Annotated in this window: 12 protein-coding genes; 6 read left to right on the top strand and 6 right to left on the bottom strand. The window is 70.7% G+C overall.

The window, feature by feature from the left end; translation table 11 throughout:
• Window positions 1–8 precede the first annotated feature (8 nt).
• A complete protein-coding gene (locus tag OV287_RS48200; RefSeq protein WP_267540829.1) occupies window positions 9–758 on the top strand; it encodes an alpha/beta fold hydrolase in 750 nt (249 codons plus the stop codon).
• A 13-nt stretch (window positions 759–771) separates the two neighbouring features.
• On the opposite strand, the gene OV287_RS48195 is transcribed toward OV287_RS48200, so the two are convergent.
• From OV287_RS48195 to OV287_RS48170, 6 genes are all read right to left on the bottom strand, one after another.
• Complete coding sequence (locus tag OV287_RS48195) at window positions 772–3,633, bottom strand: carboxypeptidase regulatory-like domain-containing protein (RefSeq protein ID WP_267540828.1); 2,862 nt, start codon at window positions 3,631–3,633, stop codon at window positions 772–774.
• 74 nt (window positions 3,634–3,707) lie between these two features.
• Window positions 3,708–4,706, bottom strand: a complete 999-nt coding sequence (locus OV287_RS48190) for a lipid kinase (RefSeq protein ID WP_267540827.1) — start codon at window positions 4,704–4,706, stop codon at window positions 3,708–3,710.
• Between the two features lie 73 nt (window positions 4,707–4,779).
• The gene (locus OV287_RS48185) at window positions 4,780–5,637 is read right to left on the bottom strand and encodes an EF-hand domain-containing protein (protein ID WP_267540826.1); all 858 of its coding nucleotides are present in this window, start codon (window positions 5,635–5,637) and stop codon (window positions 4,780–4,782) included.
• 94 nt (window positions 5,638–5,731) lie between these two features.
• Complete coding sequence (locus OV287_RS48180; RefSeq protein ID WP_267542565.1) at window positions 5,732–6,445, bottom strand: HAD family hydrolase; 714 nt, start codon at window positions 6,443–6,445, stop codon at window positions 5,732–5,734.
• Window positions 6,446–6,520: 75 nt separating this feature from the next.
• Entirely contained in the window at window positions 6,521–7,288 is a 768-nt protein-coding gene (locus OV287_RS48175) for a hypothetical protein (RefSeq protein ID WP_267540825.1), read from the bottom strand.
• Window positions 7,289–7,376: 88 nt separating this feature from the next.
• Window positions 7,377–7,727: a hypothetical protein gene (locus tag OV287_RS48170; protein WP_267540824.1), complete on the bottom strand. Its 351-nt coding sequence runs from the start codon at window positions 7,725–7,727 to the stop codon at window positions 7,377–7,379.
• Window positions 7,728–7,935: 208 nt separating this feature from the next.
• Between OV287_RS48170 and OV287_RS48165 the strand changes: the two genes are divergently transcribed.
• From OV287_RS48165 to yoaA, 5 genes are all read left to right on the top strand, one after another.
• Window positions 7,936–8,919: a site-2 protease family protein gene (locus tag OV287_RS48165; protein WP_267540823.1), complete on the top strand. Its 984-nt coding sequence runs from the start codon at window positions 7,936–7,938 to the stop codon at window positions 8,917–8,919.
• Window positions 8,859–10,097, top strand: a complete 1,239-nt coding sequence (locus OV287_RS48160) for a hypothetical protein (RefSeq protein WP_267540822.1) — start codon at window positions 8,859–8,861, stop codon at window positions 10,095–10,097. Before OV287_RS48165 ends, OV287_RS48160 begins: the two co-directional genes overlap by 61 nt.
• Before the next feature lie 4 nt (window positions 10,098–10,101).
• The gene (locus OV287_RS48155; protein ID WP_267540821.1) at window positions 10,102–11,436 is read left to right on the top strand and encodes an ATP-binding protein; all 1,335 of its coding nucleotides are present in this window, start codon (window positions 10,102–10,104) and stop codon (window positions 11,434–11,436) included.
• Window positions 11,433–11,987 (top strand): response regulator transcription factor, encoded by a 555-nt coding sequence (locus OV287_RS48150; RefSeq protein WP_267540820.1) that lies wholly within the window; start codon window positions 11,433–11,435, stop codon window positions 11,985–11,987. The genes OV287_RS48155 and OV287_RS48150 overlap by 4 nt, the downstream gene beginning before the upstream one ends.
• Before the next feature lie 290 nt (window positions 11,988–12,277).
• Complete coding sequence (yoaA, locus tag OV287_RS48145) at window positions 12,278–14,278, top strand: DNA repair helicase YoaA (RefSeq protein WP_267540819.1); 2,001 nt, start codon at window positions 12,278–12,280, stop codon at window positions 14,276–14,278.
• Window positions 14,279–14,366: the final 88 nt, after the last annotated feature.

The following is a 14,366-nucleotide window of genomic DNA, read 5'->3' as shown; positions in this document are numbered from 1 at the left end:
ACTCCCGTATGCACACGGCTCAGAAATTCGAGCTCAATGGTATGGAGATGTACTGCGAGGTTCGCGGCGACGGCGAACCCCTGGTGCTGCTGCACGGTGGCACGGGAGCCGGCAGCGACTGGCGCTACGTCTTCGACGAGTCGCTCGAGGGATACCGGACGATTGTTCCGGACCTGCGCAGCCACGGACGATCGACGAATCCCTCTGGGACGCTCACCTTTCGCCAGGTGGCGAGCGATGTGCTCGCGTTGATGGACCGCCTCGGTGTCGAGCGCTTCAAGGCCATTGGCATGAGCCTCGGCGCCAAGGCGCTGCTGCATGTGGCGACCGCTCAGCCAGCGCGCGTTGATGCCATGGTGCTCGTCAGCGCGACTCCGTATTTTCCTCCGCAGGCCCGGGCGATCATGGCGCAGACCAACGCCGATACCCTGACCGAGGCGGAGTGGAAGGTGCTGCGGCAGAAGCACGTCCACGGCGATGAGCAGATTCGCGCGCTGCACGCGCAGCTCCGGGCACTCAAGGACAGCTACGACGACATGAACTTCACGCCGCCGTACCTGTCGACGATTACGGCCCGCACGCTCATCGTGCACGGAGACCGTGATCCCTTGTACCCGGTGAACCTGGCGATCGAGATGTACACAGCCATCCCCAGGGCGGCGTTGTGGATCGTTCCGAACGGAGGACATGTTCCCCTCTTCGGCCCGATGGCTCCGCGATTCCGCGAGACGGCCCTGGAGTTCCTGCGGGCCGGGTGAGGGGCTGTCCCCGTCAATCTGCCCGGGTCAACTGCAGGGTCTGCTCCGCGCCGCCCTCGCGCCGCACTGTCACCTGTACCGGTGTGCCGGGCGCCCCCTGGGTGCGGCGCTCTGCCTCCGTGCGGTTGCGCACCACCTGCCCGTCCACCGCCAACAGCCGGTCCCCTACGCGCACGCCGCCCTGAGCCGCGGGTCCCTCCGGCGTCAGCCAGGCCACGGACACCCAGCCACGATCCTCGCTGAAGCCCGCGCCCACGCTGCCCGCGTTCGCTTTGCGCGCTGACACCTGCACGTCTCCGAGGTCTACGGCCTCGCTCGTGGCCACCGTCACGCTGCGGGCCTCTGGCTTACCCTCGGGTGCGAGCAGGTGCACGGTGTGCGCTCCCGGCGTCACGTCCTTCAGGCGGAAGCGTCCATCGGGTCCCGTGCGCGCATCGGCCGACGAGCCCGGTGGACGGTCCAGGTAGAGGCCCACGCCCTGAACGGGTGCCCCTGAGTGGCTCCATACCGCCCGCCCCGAGATGGACGATGCGCCGCCCGTCAGCGGCACTTCCACGTCCGCGCGCAGTCCTGGCGAGAGCGTCACCTGCGCCTCGCCCGTGCGCCCGTCGGTGGTGCGCACGCTCACCTTCAGCGGCTGCCCCGGTGCGTCGGTGAGCAGGAACTCGTTGCCGGGGAACGTCCGCTGCGTGTCGCGAGCCCAGACCGGGGCCGAGCCGTCCGCCTCGAGCAGGCGCAGGGTGAAGCCGCTCGGAGCGGCACCGCTGCGTGCCACCACTCGTCCCCGGAGCGTGGCCGCGGGGCGAAGCTGGAGCTTCAGCTCGCCCGCACCCTCCGGGATGGGCAGGGGCGCGCTCAGCCGGCCCGCGTTGTGCGCCTGCAGCGTCAGCGCGGTGGGCTGGGGGTGGGGCGGAACGCTGAAGCGCCCCTCTTCGTCCGCGTCCACGGGAATGGAGAGGGGGAAGTCTCCCGCCTGGGTTGCCACCACCAGGGCCCGGGGACTCGGCGCTCCCGAGGGCTCCAGCACCACACCGCGCAGCCCGCGCTCATCCATCAACGAGAGGTCCATCGTCACCGAGGTTCCGGGCTCCACCGTCACCGCTGGGTCATCCACGTGGTAGTAGGTGTAGCGGGCGCCCGGCAGCACTGCGGTGAGCTGGTACACCCCCGCGCGCAGCTCGAGCTGGTAGTGGCCCTCCGCGTCTGTTTCGGCGAGGCCCATGTCCATGAGGCCGCCGGAGCCCTCCTTGGCCATCGCGCGCACCACGGCCGGCTCGGGCAGCGGCTCGCCCGAGGCCAGCGTCACCCGGCCCTGCACCAGGCCTGTCTCCGAGAGCATGAAGTCCACCCGGCCCCGCGCGCCCGTGGCGAGCTGCGCGGTGCGGCTCGTCCACACGGCCGAGGTGTCCTGCTTCGCTCGCACTCGCACCGTGCCCACCGGCAGTCCTTCCAGTAGGTAGGTTCCCGCTGCATCGGTGCGCGTGTAGAGCTCCTCGCCCGAGGCACCCCGCAGCAGTCCCGCGCGCACGCTCACTCCAGCCAGGGGCCGTCCTCGCGGGTCCACCACCGTGCCCTCTACCGACGCGGTGCCCTCCAGGCGGAAGTCCGCCACGGTGTACCGGTCTGCCTCCACCACCAGTCCCTGGCTCGAGGCATCCGTGTGGCCCGAGGCCAGCACCCTCACGTCATAGTCCCCCGGCGGCAGCTCCAGTGCGTACTGGCCCGCCGCATCCGTCCGTGCGCGTCCCAGCTCGCCGCCCGCACCGGTCGGGCTGGCCACCAGCCATGCTCCCTCCACGGGCCCGGCGTCCGCCACGCGCGTCACCGTGCCCGCCAGGTGCCCGGTGGCCCCGAGCCGCACCGTGACATCGCGCGCTGTCTCCCCTGGCCCCACCACGATGAAGCCCGGCGCTCGTCCCACCTGGCCGCCCTTTCGGGCAATTACCCAATACGTCCCGCTGGACACCTCCAGCGAGAAGCCGCCGCCCGCGCCCGTGGTGGTGCGGAAATCCGTGGGCCCTCCCAGCACCCGCACCTCTGCGTCCAGCGCCGGCTGCCCGTCCGCGCCCAGCACGAAGCCCTCCAGCGTGGAGGCCGGCCACAGTCCCACTTCCAGCTCGCCCGAGGTCGGCACTGGGACGAAGCGCAGCGTCCGGCGGCTGAAGCCCGGTGCCTCCGCCACCAGCTCGTAGCGGCCCGGCGCGAGCCCGGTGAAGTCGAAGCGCCCTTGCTCGTCACTCGTCGCCACCGCCACCTCTTCGGGCAGCGCGTGGGCCTGGGCTGACGGGCTTCCTGGCTCGGTGTAGGGACGCAGCGTCACCTCGGCCAGAGGCACCGGCTCGCCGCGGCCCTCGGCCACCGTGCGCCCTCGCAGCGAGACGCTGGCGGGCAGGGACAGCTCCACCACCGTCTCCGACTCACCCTGGTGCCGGGCCACTTCGCGACGCGCGGGCGCGTAACCCTGGGCCTGGGCACTGAGGAGGTAGAGGCCCGGGGCCGCGGGCAGCCGCAGCGAGCCGTCCTCCGCCGTCGTCCCCTCGCCCGCGTGGCGCCACGAGGGCTGGCCCGCGCTGTCCTCTGGCCCCTTCAACCAGGCCCGCACTGTCGCCCCCGATACGGGAGCGCCCGAGGCCTTCACTCGCACCACGAAGCTTCCATCGGCCAGCGTTGCGGGCGTGTCGAGCGGCGGGGTGGGACGGGGCGGAACGCGGGCCGGGGAGACGCCGGACGAGCCCGGGCGCGCGACGGTCCGGGTGCCCACCGTGGCCGTGCTGGGAGTCTCCTCGCCCAGGGTGGGGCGGAGCCACAGCAGCAGGAGTGCTGCCACGCAAAGAATGGCGGCAACCACGAGCGGGAAGAGGGGACGTTGGCGCACGAGCTTCTCCGCGGGGATGGACGACACCCCATGGAGAGCCTAGCCGCGAATCCGGTGCGGGCCGAAATCTCTGCTCAGTGAGTGGCGGGGGGCGCGGGGACGTAGACGCGGAGGGCCGCGGGGGCGAGCTCGAAGCGCACCGGCGTGTGGCCGATGATTTCCCCGTCCGCGTTGACGTCCTGCGCGGGCTGCGCATCCACGTACAGGCGCGTGCTGTGCACCGAGGTGACGGACGGGTGGCTCACGTGCTCGCCCCGGCGCAGGGACAGCGCGATGCGCGCCAGGGTGGAGAGGTCCTGCATGTGGCCCAGCCCCGTGCCCTCGCGCCCGGACTCGGCCGAGGGAGCGGTGATGGTGTAGGCGTCCAGGCGGTGGTCATCCAGCCGGGACTCGGGCGTCACCACGTTGCCCGCGCCGTGGTAGCGCCCGTTGCCCACCACGAGCTGAAGTACGTCCAGCTCCAGGTCCCCGCGGTCGGTCGTCATGCGCACGTGGAAGGGCTGGTGCTCCCAGAGCTCCGCGACGGCGGCCACGGGGTAGGCCAGCTTGCCGGCGCGCCGTTTGAGCTGGGGCGTCAGCCGCCGAGCGATGGCGGAGGCCAGGCCGAGGCTCACCGCGTTGAGGAAGGGCCGTCCATTGGCGAGCCCCACGTCCACGCGCGCCGTATAGCCCGCGGCGATGACGTCACAGGCAGCCTCCAGCGTGGGGGCGATGCCAAGCGAGCGCGCGAAGTCATTGCCCGTGCCCAGCGGCAGCACGCCCAGCGTCACGTCGCGTCCGAGCAGGTGTTGGACGGCGTTGTTCAACGTGCCGTCCCCGCCGCCGATGAGGATGCGCCGCACCCCGGCCTCCAGGGCGTCACGCAGCACCTGGTCCATGCGCTTCTGGCGGGAGAGCCGATGGCAGGCCGCGAGGGAAATGCCCCGGGCCGCGAGCGCCGCGCGTGCGGCTGGGAAGGCCTCGCGTCCCATGCGGCACTTGCTGTTCACGACGAGGAGCGCGGGTCCCTCATCGGGGGTGCCGCGCTTGGGTAGTTCCGTGAGTGCAGCGTCTGGAGAAGCTTCGCCGGCCATTTCCGGCAAAGGTGCGCACGAGCGGGCAGGGGAGCCAGGGGGGCAGCGGGGGAGGGAGCGAGGGGCCGTTACATCAGTTGGCGCCCTGGCCCTCGATGATGCGGCGCTGGATTTCCTGGCGCAGGGGCAGGGCCTCCTCGGTGCTCAGGTGGCCGTCCTTGTTGGTGTCGTACTGCGCGAGCAGCTCCTGGCGGCGGGCGCGCGCGGCGGCGAGGCGGTCCTCGCGGAGCTGGGAGCGCTCGGTGAGCTCGAGGGTGCCGTTGCCGTTGGTGTCGTACTGCGCGAGCAACTCCTGGCGCTTCTGCTCCCAGGCGGCGCGGATGGCCTGGGCGGCGACCTGGCGCTCGGACTCATCGAGCGTGCCGTCCTTATTGGTGTCGTACTTCTCCAGGGCCTGCTGGTGGAGGCGCTGGCAGCGAGCCTCCATGGCATCCACCAGGGCGGTGCGCTCCTCGGTGGACAGCGTCTTGTCGCCGTTCTCGTCGAAGGCCCAGCGCACGCGCCAGAAGGCCCACTGGCGGATGCGCATGCCCTGGCGGGCGAAACGCGGGGCGCGGCCCTGCTCGGCGAGGTCCGCCTTGAGCTCCCTCAGCTCGGCGCGGTCCAGCTTGCCGTCCTGGTTGGCGTCATACTTCTCCAGCACCTCCTGGCGGCGGGCACTGAAGTCGCAGATGCCCGGGCTGCCCGTGGTGGGCTCGGTGGCGGTGTCCGCGTCCTCGGTGCTCATGGACGTGAGCGTGTCGGAGGAGGCATCGACCACGGCGTCGGAGCCGATGTCCCCGGTCTCCTCCGAGGCGGAGAGGAAGGACGCGGCCTCTCCGACGACAAGCTCCGCCTCTTCGGGCGAGCCGTTGCAGGCCACGGTGGCCAGAGGGAGGGTGAAGCAGAGGGCAGCGGTCAGCAGACGGCGGTAGGGCGTGGTGCGGTTCATGGGCTTTCTCCGAGGGTTGGTGTCCGGCCTCGTTCCCATGAACCCAGGTCCCGCGAGTTGGTTGCGGGCGGGATTTCCTCTTCTTTTTTCCGCCCTAGCGCGGCTCCTCGTCCTTGGCGGCGGCCACCGCGTCCTCAGCCCACGGCCAGGTGTCTCGCGAGGAGTCGTAGTGGGCCAGCAGGTCCGCCGGGTCCTGATAGATGGCGCGGCAGCCCGCCGTGCGCAGATCCTCCTCTGGGAAGCCGCCGCACAGCATGCCCACCGTGGGCACCCCCAGCTTGCTTGCGGCCAGCGCGTCGTACGGCGTGTCCCCAATCACCACCACGCTTCGCGTGTCCGGCCGGCCCAGCCGCTCCAGCGCCGCCTCGAAGATGTCCGGGTGCGGCTTCGACTTCGACACGTCGTCCTTGGACGTCTCGCCGTCCAGCATCCCCTGGATGTTGCACAGGCGCAGGTAGAACTCGAGCTCGTCCTCCTTGGCGCTGGAGGCCACCGCGATGCGCAGCCCGTCCTTGCGCAGCCGCTGGAACAGCTCGCGCACCCGCGGGAACGGGCGCAGCTTGGGCATGAACTCGCGCTTGAAGAGCGTGGAGCGGAAGTCGCTCAGCTCCTTCCCGAACTTCTCCAGCTCGTCCTCGGTGAAGAAGACGGGCATCAGCTGGTCCGCGCCCTTGCCAATCTGGCTGCGCACGTGCGCGAAGGGCACGTCCCGGCCGAACTCCAGGAAGGCGCGTCTCCAGGCCTCGGCATGCTCATCCACCGAGTCCACCAGCGTGCCATCCACATCGAAGATGACGTTTTGCACCAGCGCCATGACCTCGTGCTCCTTCCCGGTGGGGAAGGTGGGGACGCTCCCCGAGGTCATCAACCCCGCGTGGACGTCCTACCGCCCCCCGAGCGTCGCCAGCGTCTTCGTCTCAACGTCGTAACCCCCGGGCGCGCTGAGCGCGAAGGTCTCCGCGGGCAGGGTGGGGTTGAGCTCCACGCGCGTGAGGGACGTCTCGGCCACCTGCTGTCCGCCACCCCACTGCGTCAGCCGCTTGGGCACGCACAGGCCGAGGGCCTGCTCGCAGTGCTCCTCCTCCACGCGGATCTCCGCGGTGTCCGCGCCGCTGCGGGTGCGCTTGCCGAGGAAGTCCATGGCGGGCCAGCGCAGCACATACGTCACCTCCACGTCCGTGCCGGCGGGCTTCACCGTCAGCTCCACGGCCTCGGGGCCGCGTGGGTGCGGGGTGCGGCGGGCGCTCACGCCCTGGCCGGGCAGCAGCGGCGCGCGGAAGCCCTCGGGGGCGAAGGGGGCGAAGAGCGCCGTGAGCACGCCCGCGCGCTCCTCCGGGCCGAGTCCTCCGTCATAGGTGCGGAACTTCTTCGCCGCGTCGTCGCGCTCGAAGAGGTGCTCTCCGTCCCAGGCGAAGGTGCGCGAGACGGGGGCGCCGAGCGTGCCCAGCATCTTCTGCGGAGCGCGGTAGGCGAACTGGAAGTCCATCGTCTGGGCGCCCTCGCGGGCGGTGCCCGCCAGCACGTAGCTGGTGAGCTTGCCGTCGCGCGCGGACAGGCGCTGCCGGGCGTCGGAGAGCAGGGCGGACGTGTCGTCTCCACGGCGGCAGCCGGCGAGGACGAGCAGGAGCAGGGACAGGTGGCGGACGGACATGGGGGGCTGAAGAAGGGCGCTGAAAAAGCAGAAGGCCCCGCTGTCGCCAGGGGGCCTTCGCACGCTACGTGCAAATGGCGGAGACTGACTACTTCACCGCCACGCCGGTGGCCTGGGACATGGGGAAGCCGATGATGAGGCCGGTCAGGGCGAAGATGCCGTGACGCGGCGTGGTGCCGGCCGACAGCAGCTGCACCTTGTTGCCGCCCATGGCCTTGGCCTCGGCCACCAGGAGCTTGTTCACCACGGTGTCCAGGTCGCTCTGCACCAGGTCAACCACGTGGAAGATGGCGGTCAGGCCCAGCGAGGTGCCCTGGATGACGGCGATGGGCTCACCACCGGTGGCGGCGACCTCGTTGCCGGAAACCACCGCGGTCTCCACGCTCGTGCACGCCAGCAGGCTGCTCGCCAGAAACGCCGAAACAATGGCCTTCTTCATCGTGTGCTTCCCTCCGAATTGTCGCTGGGAGCACGGAGCATTCCGCTGACTAGGCCCCCAACAGGTCGATTGGTCTTCAAGCTGCCGGGCCGTCGTAGCAAAGGCTCCTTTCAAGTCAAGCAATGGATCTTCCGACCCGCGGGCCTGGCCCGTTCGCCCGGGTGCGCGTTGAAATGTGGAGGGGGCATGGCTACCCCCTTCCAGCACCATGGAGAGCGCCCCCGTTCGAACCGTCAACCGCCCGTGGTTGCACCTGCTGCTCTTCGTGCTGACCGTCGGCACCACCTCGCTCACGTTCGACAGCCTCTTCCTCGGGGCGTCCCTCCCGTGGAGTGCACGGCTCTCCGAAGCGCTGACCTTCAGTGTCGCGTTGCTGACCATCCTGGGCGCGCACGAGATGGGGCACTACCTGCTGGCGCGCCTGCACGGGGTGGATGCGTCGCTGCCCTACTTCATCCCGCTGCCATACCTCGGGGTGGGCACGCTGGGCGCCGTCATCCGCATCCGCAGCCGCATCCCCACCCGCAACGCCCTGGTGGACATTGGCGCGGCGGGGCCCCTGGCCGGCCTGGCGGTGGCCCTGCCCTTTCTCCTCTGGGGCCTGGCCCACTCCCCGGTGGTGGATGTGCCCGAGGTGCACGCCTCCTTTCCGGGCCGCACCTCCCTCTGGAGCCTGGGCGGGGACTTCGTTCAATGGCTCCAGGTGAAGCTCTCCCTGGCCGAGGCCCCCCCGGACAGCTCCTTTACCCCCCAGCATGCCCTCCTCGTCTTCGGGGACGGGCCGCTGATGCAGGGGCTGAAGTGGCTGGTGCTCGGGCCGCTGCCCCCGGGCAAGGGCCTCCAGGAGCACCCGGTGGTGATTGCCGGCTGGTTCGGCCTGCTGGTGACGCTGCTCAACCTCGTCCCGGTGGGACAGTTCGATGGCGGACACCTGGCATACGCCCTGTGGGGGAAGCACGCTCGCTGGGTGGGGAAGGCCATGGCCCTGGTGCTGCTTTTCCTCACCCTGTTCTACACGGTTACCTGGGGGCCCTGGTTCCTGGTAGCGACCAAGCTGGTGGGGTTCGGCCACCCGGAGGTAACGCAGCCAGCCGAGCCTTTGGGACTCGGGCGGAAGCTGGTCTGCGCGGTATGCTTCCTCGCCTTGGTGGGGTGTGCCATGCCCGTGCCCATCCGAATGGAGATCTGGTGAAGTACTTCTGCGAGGCTTGCGAGCGGCTCGTTCCTCCGGCGTCGTTCCGGTTGGAAGACGGCATGCTCGTGGTCAAATGCTCGCGCTGCAAGGTGGAGATGCGCGGCGTGCCCGAGCAGGGAGAGGAGGCTGCCCCCGCGGCCCCCTCCAAATCGTCGAAGTCGTCGAAATCGTCGAAGTCGTCGAAGTCGGCGGAGCCGGTGATCATGCTCGGCGAGGAGGAGGCCGAGCCGGACCCTATCGAGAACGAGCCGACCCGGCGTGTGGCGGTGCCGGCGGAGGTGCTCGCGGCCATCGAGAACGAGGCCCGAGAGGCGCGCCGCAAGGCGAAGGCGCCCGAGTCGGCGAAGACTCCGGCGCCCGTGTCCGAGCCGGCGAAGACTCCGGCGCCCGTGCCCGTGGTGAAGGCCCCGGTACCCGAGCCCGTGGTGACGAAGTTCCCCGCGCCCGAGCCCGTGGCTGCGAAGGCTCCGGCGCCCGAGCCGGTGTCGGCGAAGAGCTCGTCGTCCCGGTTGGCGATGTCGGAGGCCGCGGCGGCGAACTTGATGGTGCTGCGGATCTCGGAGGTGCAGTCGCGAGGGGGCGAGTCCGCACCCGCGCCCGCTGCTCCGGAGCCCATGTCGGCGAGGGCCTCGAGCACCCAGCTGCGCGTGGTTGCAGACGCCTCCACGCCGTCCGCTCCGCCCTCCGCGCAGTCGTCGTCGGAAGACCCGTTCATGCCACCGGCGGGTTACTGCCCCAAGTGCATTGGCGTGAAGAAGGAGGGCGCGGCGGTGTGCCCCTACTGCGGGCTGGACTACGCGCGCTTCCGGGCCGAGGAGTTCCGTCCTTCCGGGGCGGTGGCCTCCACGTGGCTGGGGGTGCTGGAGCTGTGGGAGAGCAAGAGCGCTCACGACAAGGTGCTCGCGCTGTCCTCGGAGCGCGGGGAGCTGGCCGCGCTGGGCCGCCTGTACCGCATCCGGCTGGCCCGCAATGGGGATGACGCCGTGGCGAAGCGGGGGCGCGAGGAGGTGCTCCGGCTGGCCTCTGCGGGCTCGACCTTCATGGCCACGCCTCCGCCGGACAAGCGCACGAAGCTGAAGATGGCCGGGCTGGGCGTGCTGTTCCTGCTGCTGATGGTGGCGGCCGTGGTCATCGGCGCCCAGGTGCGGCGGATGCTGACGTCTGGGACTCCGTAGGGCAGTGCGAGACGCTCAGTCCATCAACCTCTCCTGGCTGCTGCGCCTGCGCTGGGGCGCCATCGTCGGGCAGGTGGCCCTCATCCTGGGCGTGCACTTCGGGCTGGGCATGCTCCAGCGGCTGGGGCCGCTGTTCGCCACCATTGCCGTGGCGGCAGCGAGCAACGTGGCCCTGGGGCTGTGGGCCCGGCGCGAGCGCCTCATTCGCGAGCGGCTGCTCTGGGCGGTGATGGCGTTGGACGTGGTGCTGCTCACGGTGCTGCTGGACCTGAGCGGCGGCCCCTTCAACCCCTTCAGCGCGCTGTATCTGGTGCACATCGCGCTGGCGGCGGTGGTGTTGCGGGCGGGGTGGACGTGGGGGCTGACGGGGCTGGCCATCGCGTGCTTCGGCGCGCTCTTCGTGGACCACCTGTGGTTTCCCAGCTGGGGCAGTGAGCTGTCCTCCGCGCACCATCCGCAGCACCACATTCATGACGTGCGGATGCACCTGGAGGGGATGTGGGCGGCCTTCGCGCTGGCGGCGGGCTTCATCGTCTACTTCGTGCAGCGGGTGACGCGGGCGCTGGCGGCGCGTGAGGCGGAGCTGGTGGAAGCCCGGGCAGCGGCGGCGCGCCACGAGAAGCTGACAGCGCTGGGCACGCTGGCGGCGGGAGCGGCGCACGAGCTGTCCACCCCGCTGTCCACCATCGCCGTGGCGGCGCGGGAGCTGGAGCGCCAGTTGGCGCGCACCGGGGCGGAGGCCACCACGCTCGAGGACGTGCAACTCATCCGTGAGCAGGTGGCGCGTTGCCGGGACATCCTGACGCAGATGACGTCGGACGCGGGGGCGAGCCAGGGCGAGTCCATGGTGGAGCTGGCACCCGCGGCGCTGGTGGAGGAGGCGCTGGAGGGGTTGCCGGACCGGGAGCGGGTGCAGACGGAGCTGGATGCTCGGACGCGGGAGGAGCGGGAGCTGGTCCCCGCGCACGCCTTCGCTCGGGCCATCCGGGGCGTGGTGAAGAACGCGCTGCAGGCCTCGGCGCCGGGGACGCAGGTGCGGCTGGGGCTGGTGCGCGAGGCGCAGGGGTGGCGGCTCACGGTGGAGGACTCGGGCGAGGGGATGCCGGCGGAGGTGCTTGCGCGGGCGGGTGAGCCCTTCTTCACCACCAAGGCACCCGGGGAGGGGATGGGGCTGGGCCTCTTCCTCACGCGTGCGGTGCTGGAGCAATTGGGCGGAGGATTGGTGCTCCGCTCTACACCGGGCCAGGGGACGACGGTGGTGCTGACGTGGCCGGCGGGGGGGCTGCGACAATCCGCCGCGTTGCCTCTGGAGGCGTCCCGCGCGAAGCCAGGACCATGACGAGCCCGACGCCCGGCCATGCCCCGACCCTTCTGCTGGTGGACGACGAGGCGGTGTTCCGCGAGCGGCTGGCGAGGGCTTTCCGCGAGCGCGGCTTCGAGGTGAGCACCGCGGGCTCGTATGACGAGGCGCTCGCGCTGGCCACGAAGGAGTCGCCGGAGCTGGCGGTGGTGGACCTGCGGATGCCGGGGCGCGGTGGGCTGGAGCTGGTGCGGGCGCTGCACGCACTGGATGAGTCCACGCGCATCATCGTTCTCACAGGCTACGGCAGCATCGCCACGGCGGTGGAGGCGGTGAAGCTGGGGGCGTTCAACTACCTGCCCAAACCGGCGGACGTGGATGATCTGCTGGTCGCCTTCTCACGAGGCCCAGGCGAGCCGGCGCAGGTGACGGAGGACTTCCAGCCGCCGACGCTGGCGCGAGCCGAGTGGGAGCACATCCAGCGGGTGTTGGCGGACTGTGGCGGCAACATCTCCGAGGCAGCGAGAAGACTGGGGCTGCACCGGCGCTCACTCCAGCGGAAGCTCCAGAAGTACCCGCCCGCGCAGTAGAGAACCAGGGAGTCCTGGGTCGCAGATATCTCCTCGCCCTCCGGGAGAGGAGGCCCCCGTCGTTCAAAGGGGGGGCAAGCCCCCCGGGGTGAGGGGGCCAAGGACCCCGGGTTGTATCCGTGCCTGCACCCTCTCCCTCTGGGAGAGGGCTGGGGTGAGGGTCTTCCCCGAGGGACTCAGGTGTCCCATGCCCCCCGAGCAGGCACTCGGACCCCTCCGTCACAAAACCCGACGAGCGAGCGTTCCACTGTTATTCTCGCGTGCCTCTCCCTCCCGCGCCTTTCCCCGCAATGTCCCTGCCCGCCCCCTCGCTCCGGCTCTCTGTCGACACGCTGCTCGGCCCTGGTGGGGCGCTCCAGTCCGCGCTGGAGGCCTACGAGTACCGCCCGGAGCAGTTGCAGATGGCGCGCTCGGTGGAGAAGGCCTTCAGCGAGCGGGGCTACCTGCTGGCCGAGGCGGGCACGGGCACGGGCAAGACGCTGGCCTATCTGGTGCCGGCGCTGCTGTCGGGCCGGCGGGTGGTGGTGTCCACGGCGACGAAGACGCTGCAGGAGCAGATCTTCTTCAAGGACCTGCCGCTGCTGCGCGAGCGGATGGGCCTGTCCTTCGAGGCGGCATACCTCAAGGGGCGCAACAACTACCTGTGCCTGCACCGCTACGAGTCCTTCAGCAAGGATCCGCAGTTCGCCTCGCGCGAGGAGGGGCGGTACTGGAAGCACCTGCAGGCGTGGGCGAGCCGGACGGAGACAGGGGACCGGAGCGAGCTGGAGCTGCCCGAGTCCTTCAGTGCGTGGAGCCGGCTGTCGACGACGTCGGACACGTGCCTGGGCTCGAAGTGCCCGGTGTACGAGAGCTGCCATGTGACGCGGGTGCGGCGAGCGGCGGAGGCGGCGGACCTGCTGGTGGTGAACCACCACCTCTTTTTCGCGGACCTGGCGCTGCGAGGCCGAGGCCAGCGGGGCGAGGGCGTGCTGCCGCAATACGACGCGGTCATCTTCGACGAGGCGCACGCCCTGGAGGACGCGGCGGGGAGCCACTTCGGGCACTCGGTATCGAGCTTCCGGCTGGAGGACCTGGTGCGCGATGCGCTGGGGACGCTGGAGACGACGGACTCGCGCTTCGGGATGCTGTCCTCGCTGGTGGTGCGCCTGCGTACGCATGCGGAGGCGCTCTTCTCGCAGGCGCCGCGGGTGCTGGGGCTCAACGAGAGCGAGGGTGCGGTGGCGCTCAAGCCCGAGCGGCTGGCGCTGCTGTCAGGCTCCATCGAGCAGGTGAAGGCGTCGCTCTCGGCGCTGTCGGCCTTCACCACGAGCGAGCGTGAGCCGGAGCTGACGCTGCTCACCCGGCGGTGCGCAGAGCTGGTGGCGGACCTGTCCTTCCTGGAGAAGGTGGAGTCGCACGACCACGTGTACTGGGCGGAGGCGCGCGGGCGGGGAGTGTTCCTGCGCGCGAGCCCCATCGAGATTGCCAGGGAGCTGCAGGAGCGGCTCTACGGAGGGGTGGACACGGTGGTGTTCACCTCGGCGACGCTGGCGGCGGAGGGCCGCTTCGACTTCTTCGCGCGGCGCATGGGGCTGTACGACGAGGAAGGCGTGCCGGTGGCGAGCGTGCGCACCGTGTCGGTGCCCAGCCCCTTCGACTTCGAGCAGCAGTCGGCGCTGTACCTGCCCACGCACCTGCCGGACCCGGCGGCCACCGGCTTCATCGAGGCGGCGGCGGAGGAGATCCTCCGGTTGTGCGAGGTGACGGGAGGCCGGGCCTTCGTGCTCTTCACCAGCTTGCGCAACATGGAGCGAGCGCACGCGCTGACGCGCAGCCGGCTGCCCTACCAGGTGCTGTTGCAAGGCGAGCGTCCCAAGCAGCAGCTTCTGGAGTCCTTCCGCGAGGTGCCCAGTGTGCTTTTCGCGGCGCACAGCTTCTGGGAGGGCGTGGACGTGCCGGGGGACGCGCTGAGCCTGGTCATCATCGACCGGTTGCCGTTCGCATCGCCGGGGGATCCGGTGGTGGCGGCACGCATCCGCCAGCTCGAGGCGCGGGGTGAGGAGGCCTTTGGTGGCTACCAGCTCCCGCAGGCGGCGCTGGCGCTGCGTCAGGGCTTCGGCCGGCTCATCCGCACGCGGGCGGACCGGGGCATCGTGGCGATGCTGGACCGGCGCATCGTCACGAAGAACTACGGGCGCGCCTTCCTCACCAGCCTGCCGCCGGCGCGGCGCATCGACCAGCTCGACGCGCTGAGTGCATGGTTCGAAGGCAGGCCCGAGGTCGTGCGCGAGGACGACATCGACTTCTGAGCGTCTCCCTTTCGGGACGCTGGGAGTCGGCGTGGACGGGGGCGTTGGTAGGTCCGTCGCGAGGTCGCATTGGTACGCGTCATGCTGA

The sequence above is a fragment of the Archangium lansingense genome (assembly GCF_026626635.1).
Classification (GTDB): Bacteria; Myxococcota; Myxococcia; order Myxococcales; family Myxococcaceae; genus Archangium; species Archangium lansingense.
Note: the sequence above shows the minus strand (reverse complement) of the source record. Positions and strands in the feature narration are given on the sequence as shown.

Coding starts and splice junctions, on each gene's coding strand:
- OV287_RS48190 (WP_267540827.1), bottom strand. CDS start 4,706: ATGGCCGGCGAAGCTTCTCCAGACGCTGCACTCACGGAACTACCCAAG.
- OV287_RS48150 (WP_267540820.1), top strand. CDS start 11,433: ATGACGAGCCCGACGCCCGGCCATGCCCCGACCCTTCTGCTGGTGGAC.
- OV287_RS48170 (WP_267540824.1), bottom strand. CDS start 7,727: ATGAAGAAGGCCATTGTTTCGGCGTTTCTGGCGAGCAGCCTGCTGGCG.
- OV287_RS48165 (WP_267540823.1), top strand. CDS start 7,936: ATGGAGAGCGCCCCCGTTCGAACCGTCAACCGCCCGTGGTTGCACCTG.
- OV287_RS48185 (WP_267540826.1), bottom strand. CDS start 5,637: ATGAACCGCACCACGCCCTACCGCCGTCTGCTGACCGCTGCCCTCTGC.
- OV287_RS48200 (WP_267540829.1), top strand. CDS start 9: ATGCACACGGCTCAGAAATTCGAGCTCAATGGTATGGAGATGTACTGC.
- OV287_RS48160 (WP_267540822.1), top strand. CDS start 8,859: ATGCTTCCTCGCCTTGGTGGGGTGTGCCATGCCCGTGCCCATCCGAAT.
- yoaA (WP_267540819.1), top strand. CDS start 12,278: ATGTCCCTGCCCGCCCCCTCGCTCCGGCTCTCTGTCGACACGCTGCTC.
- OV287_RS48175 (WP_267540825.1), bottom strand. CDS start 7,288: ATGTCCGTCCGCCACCTGTCCCTGCTCCTGCTCGTCCTCGCCGGCTGC.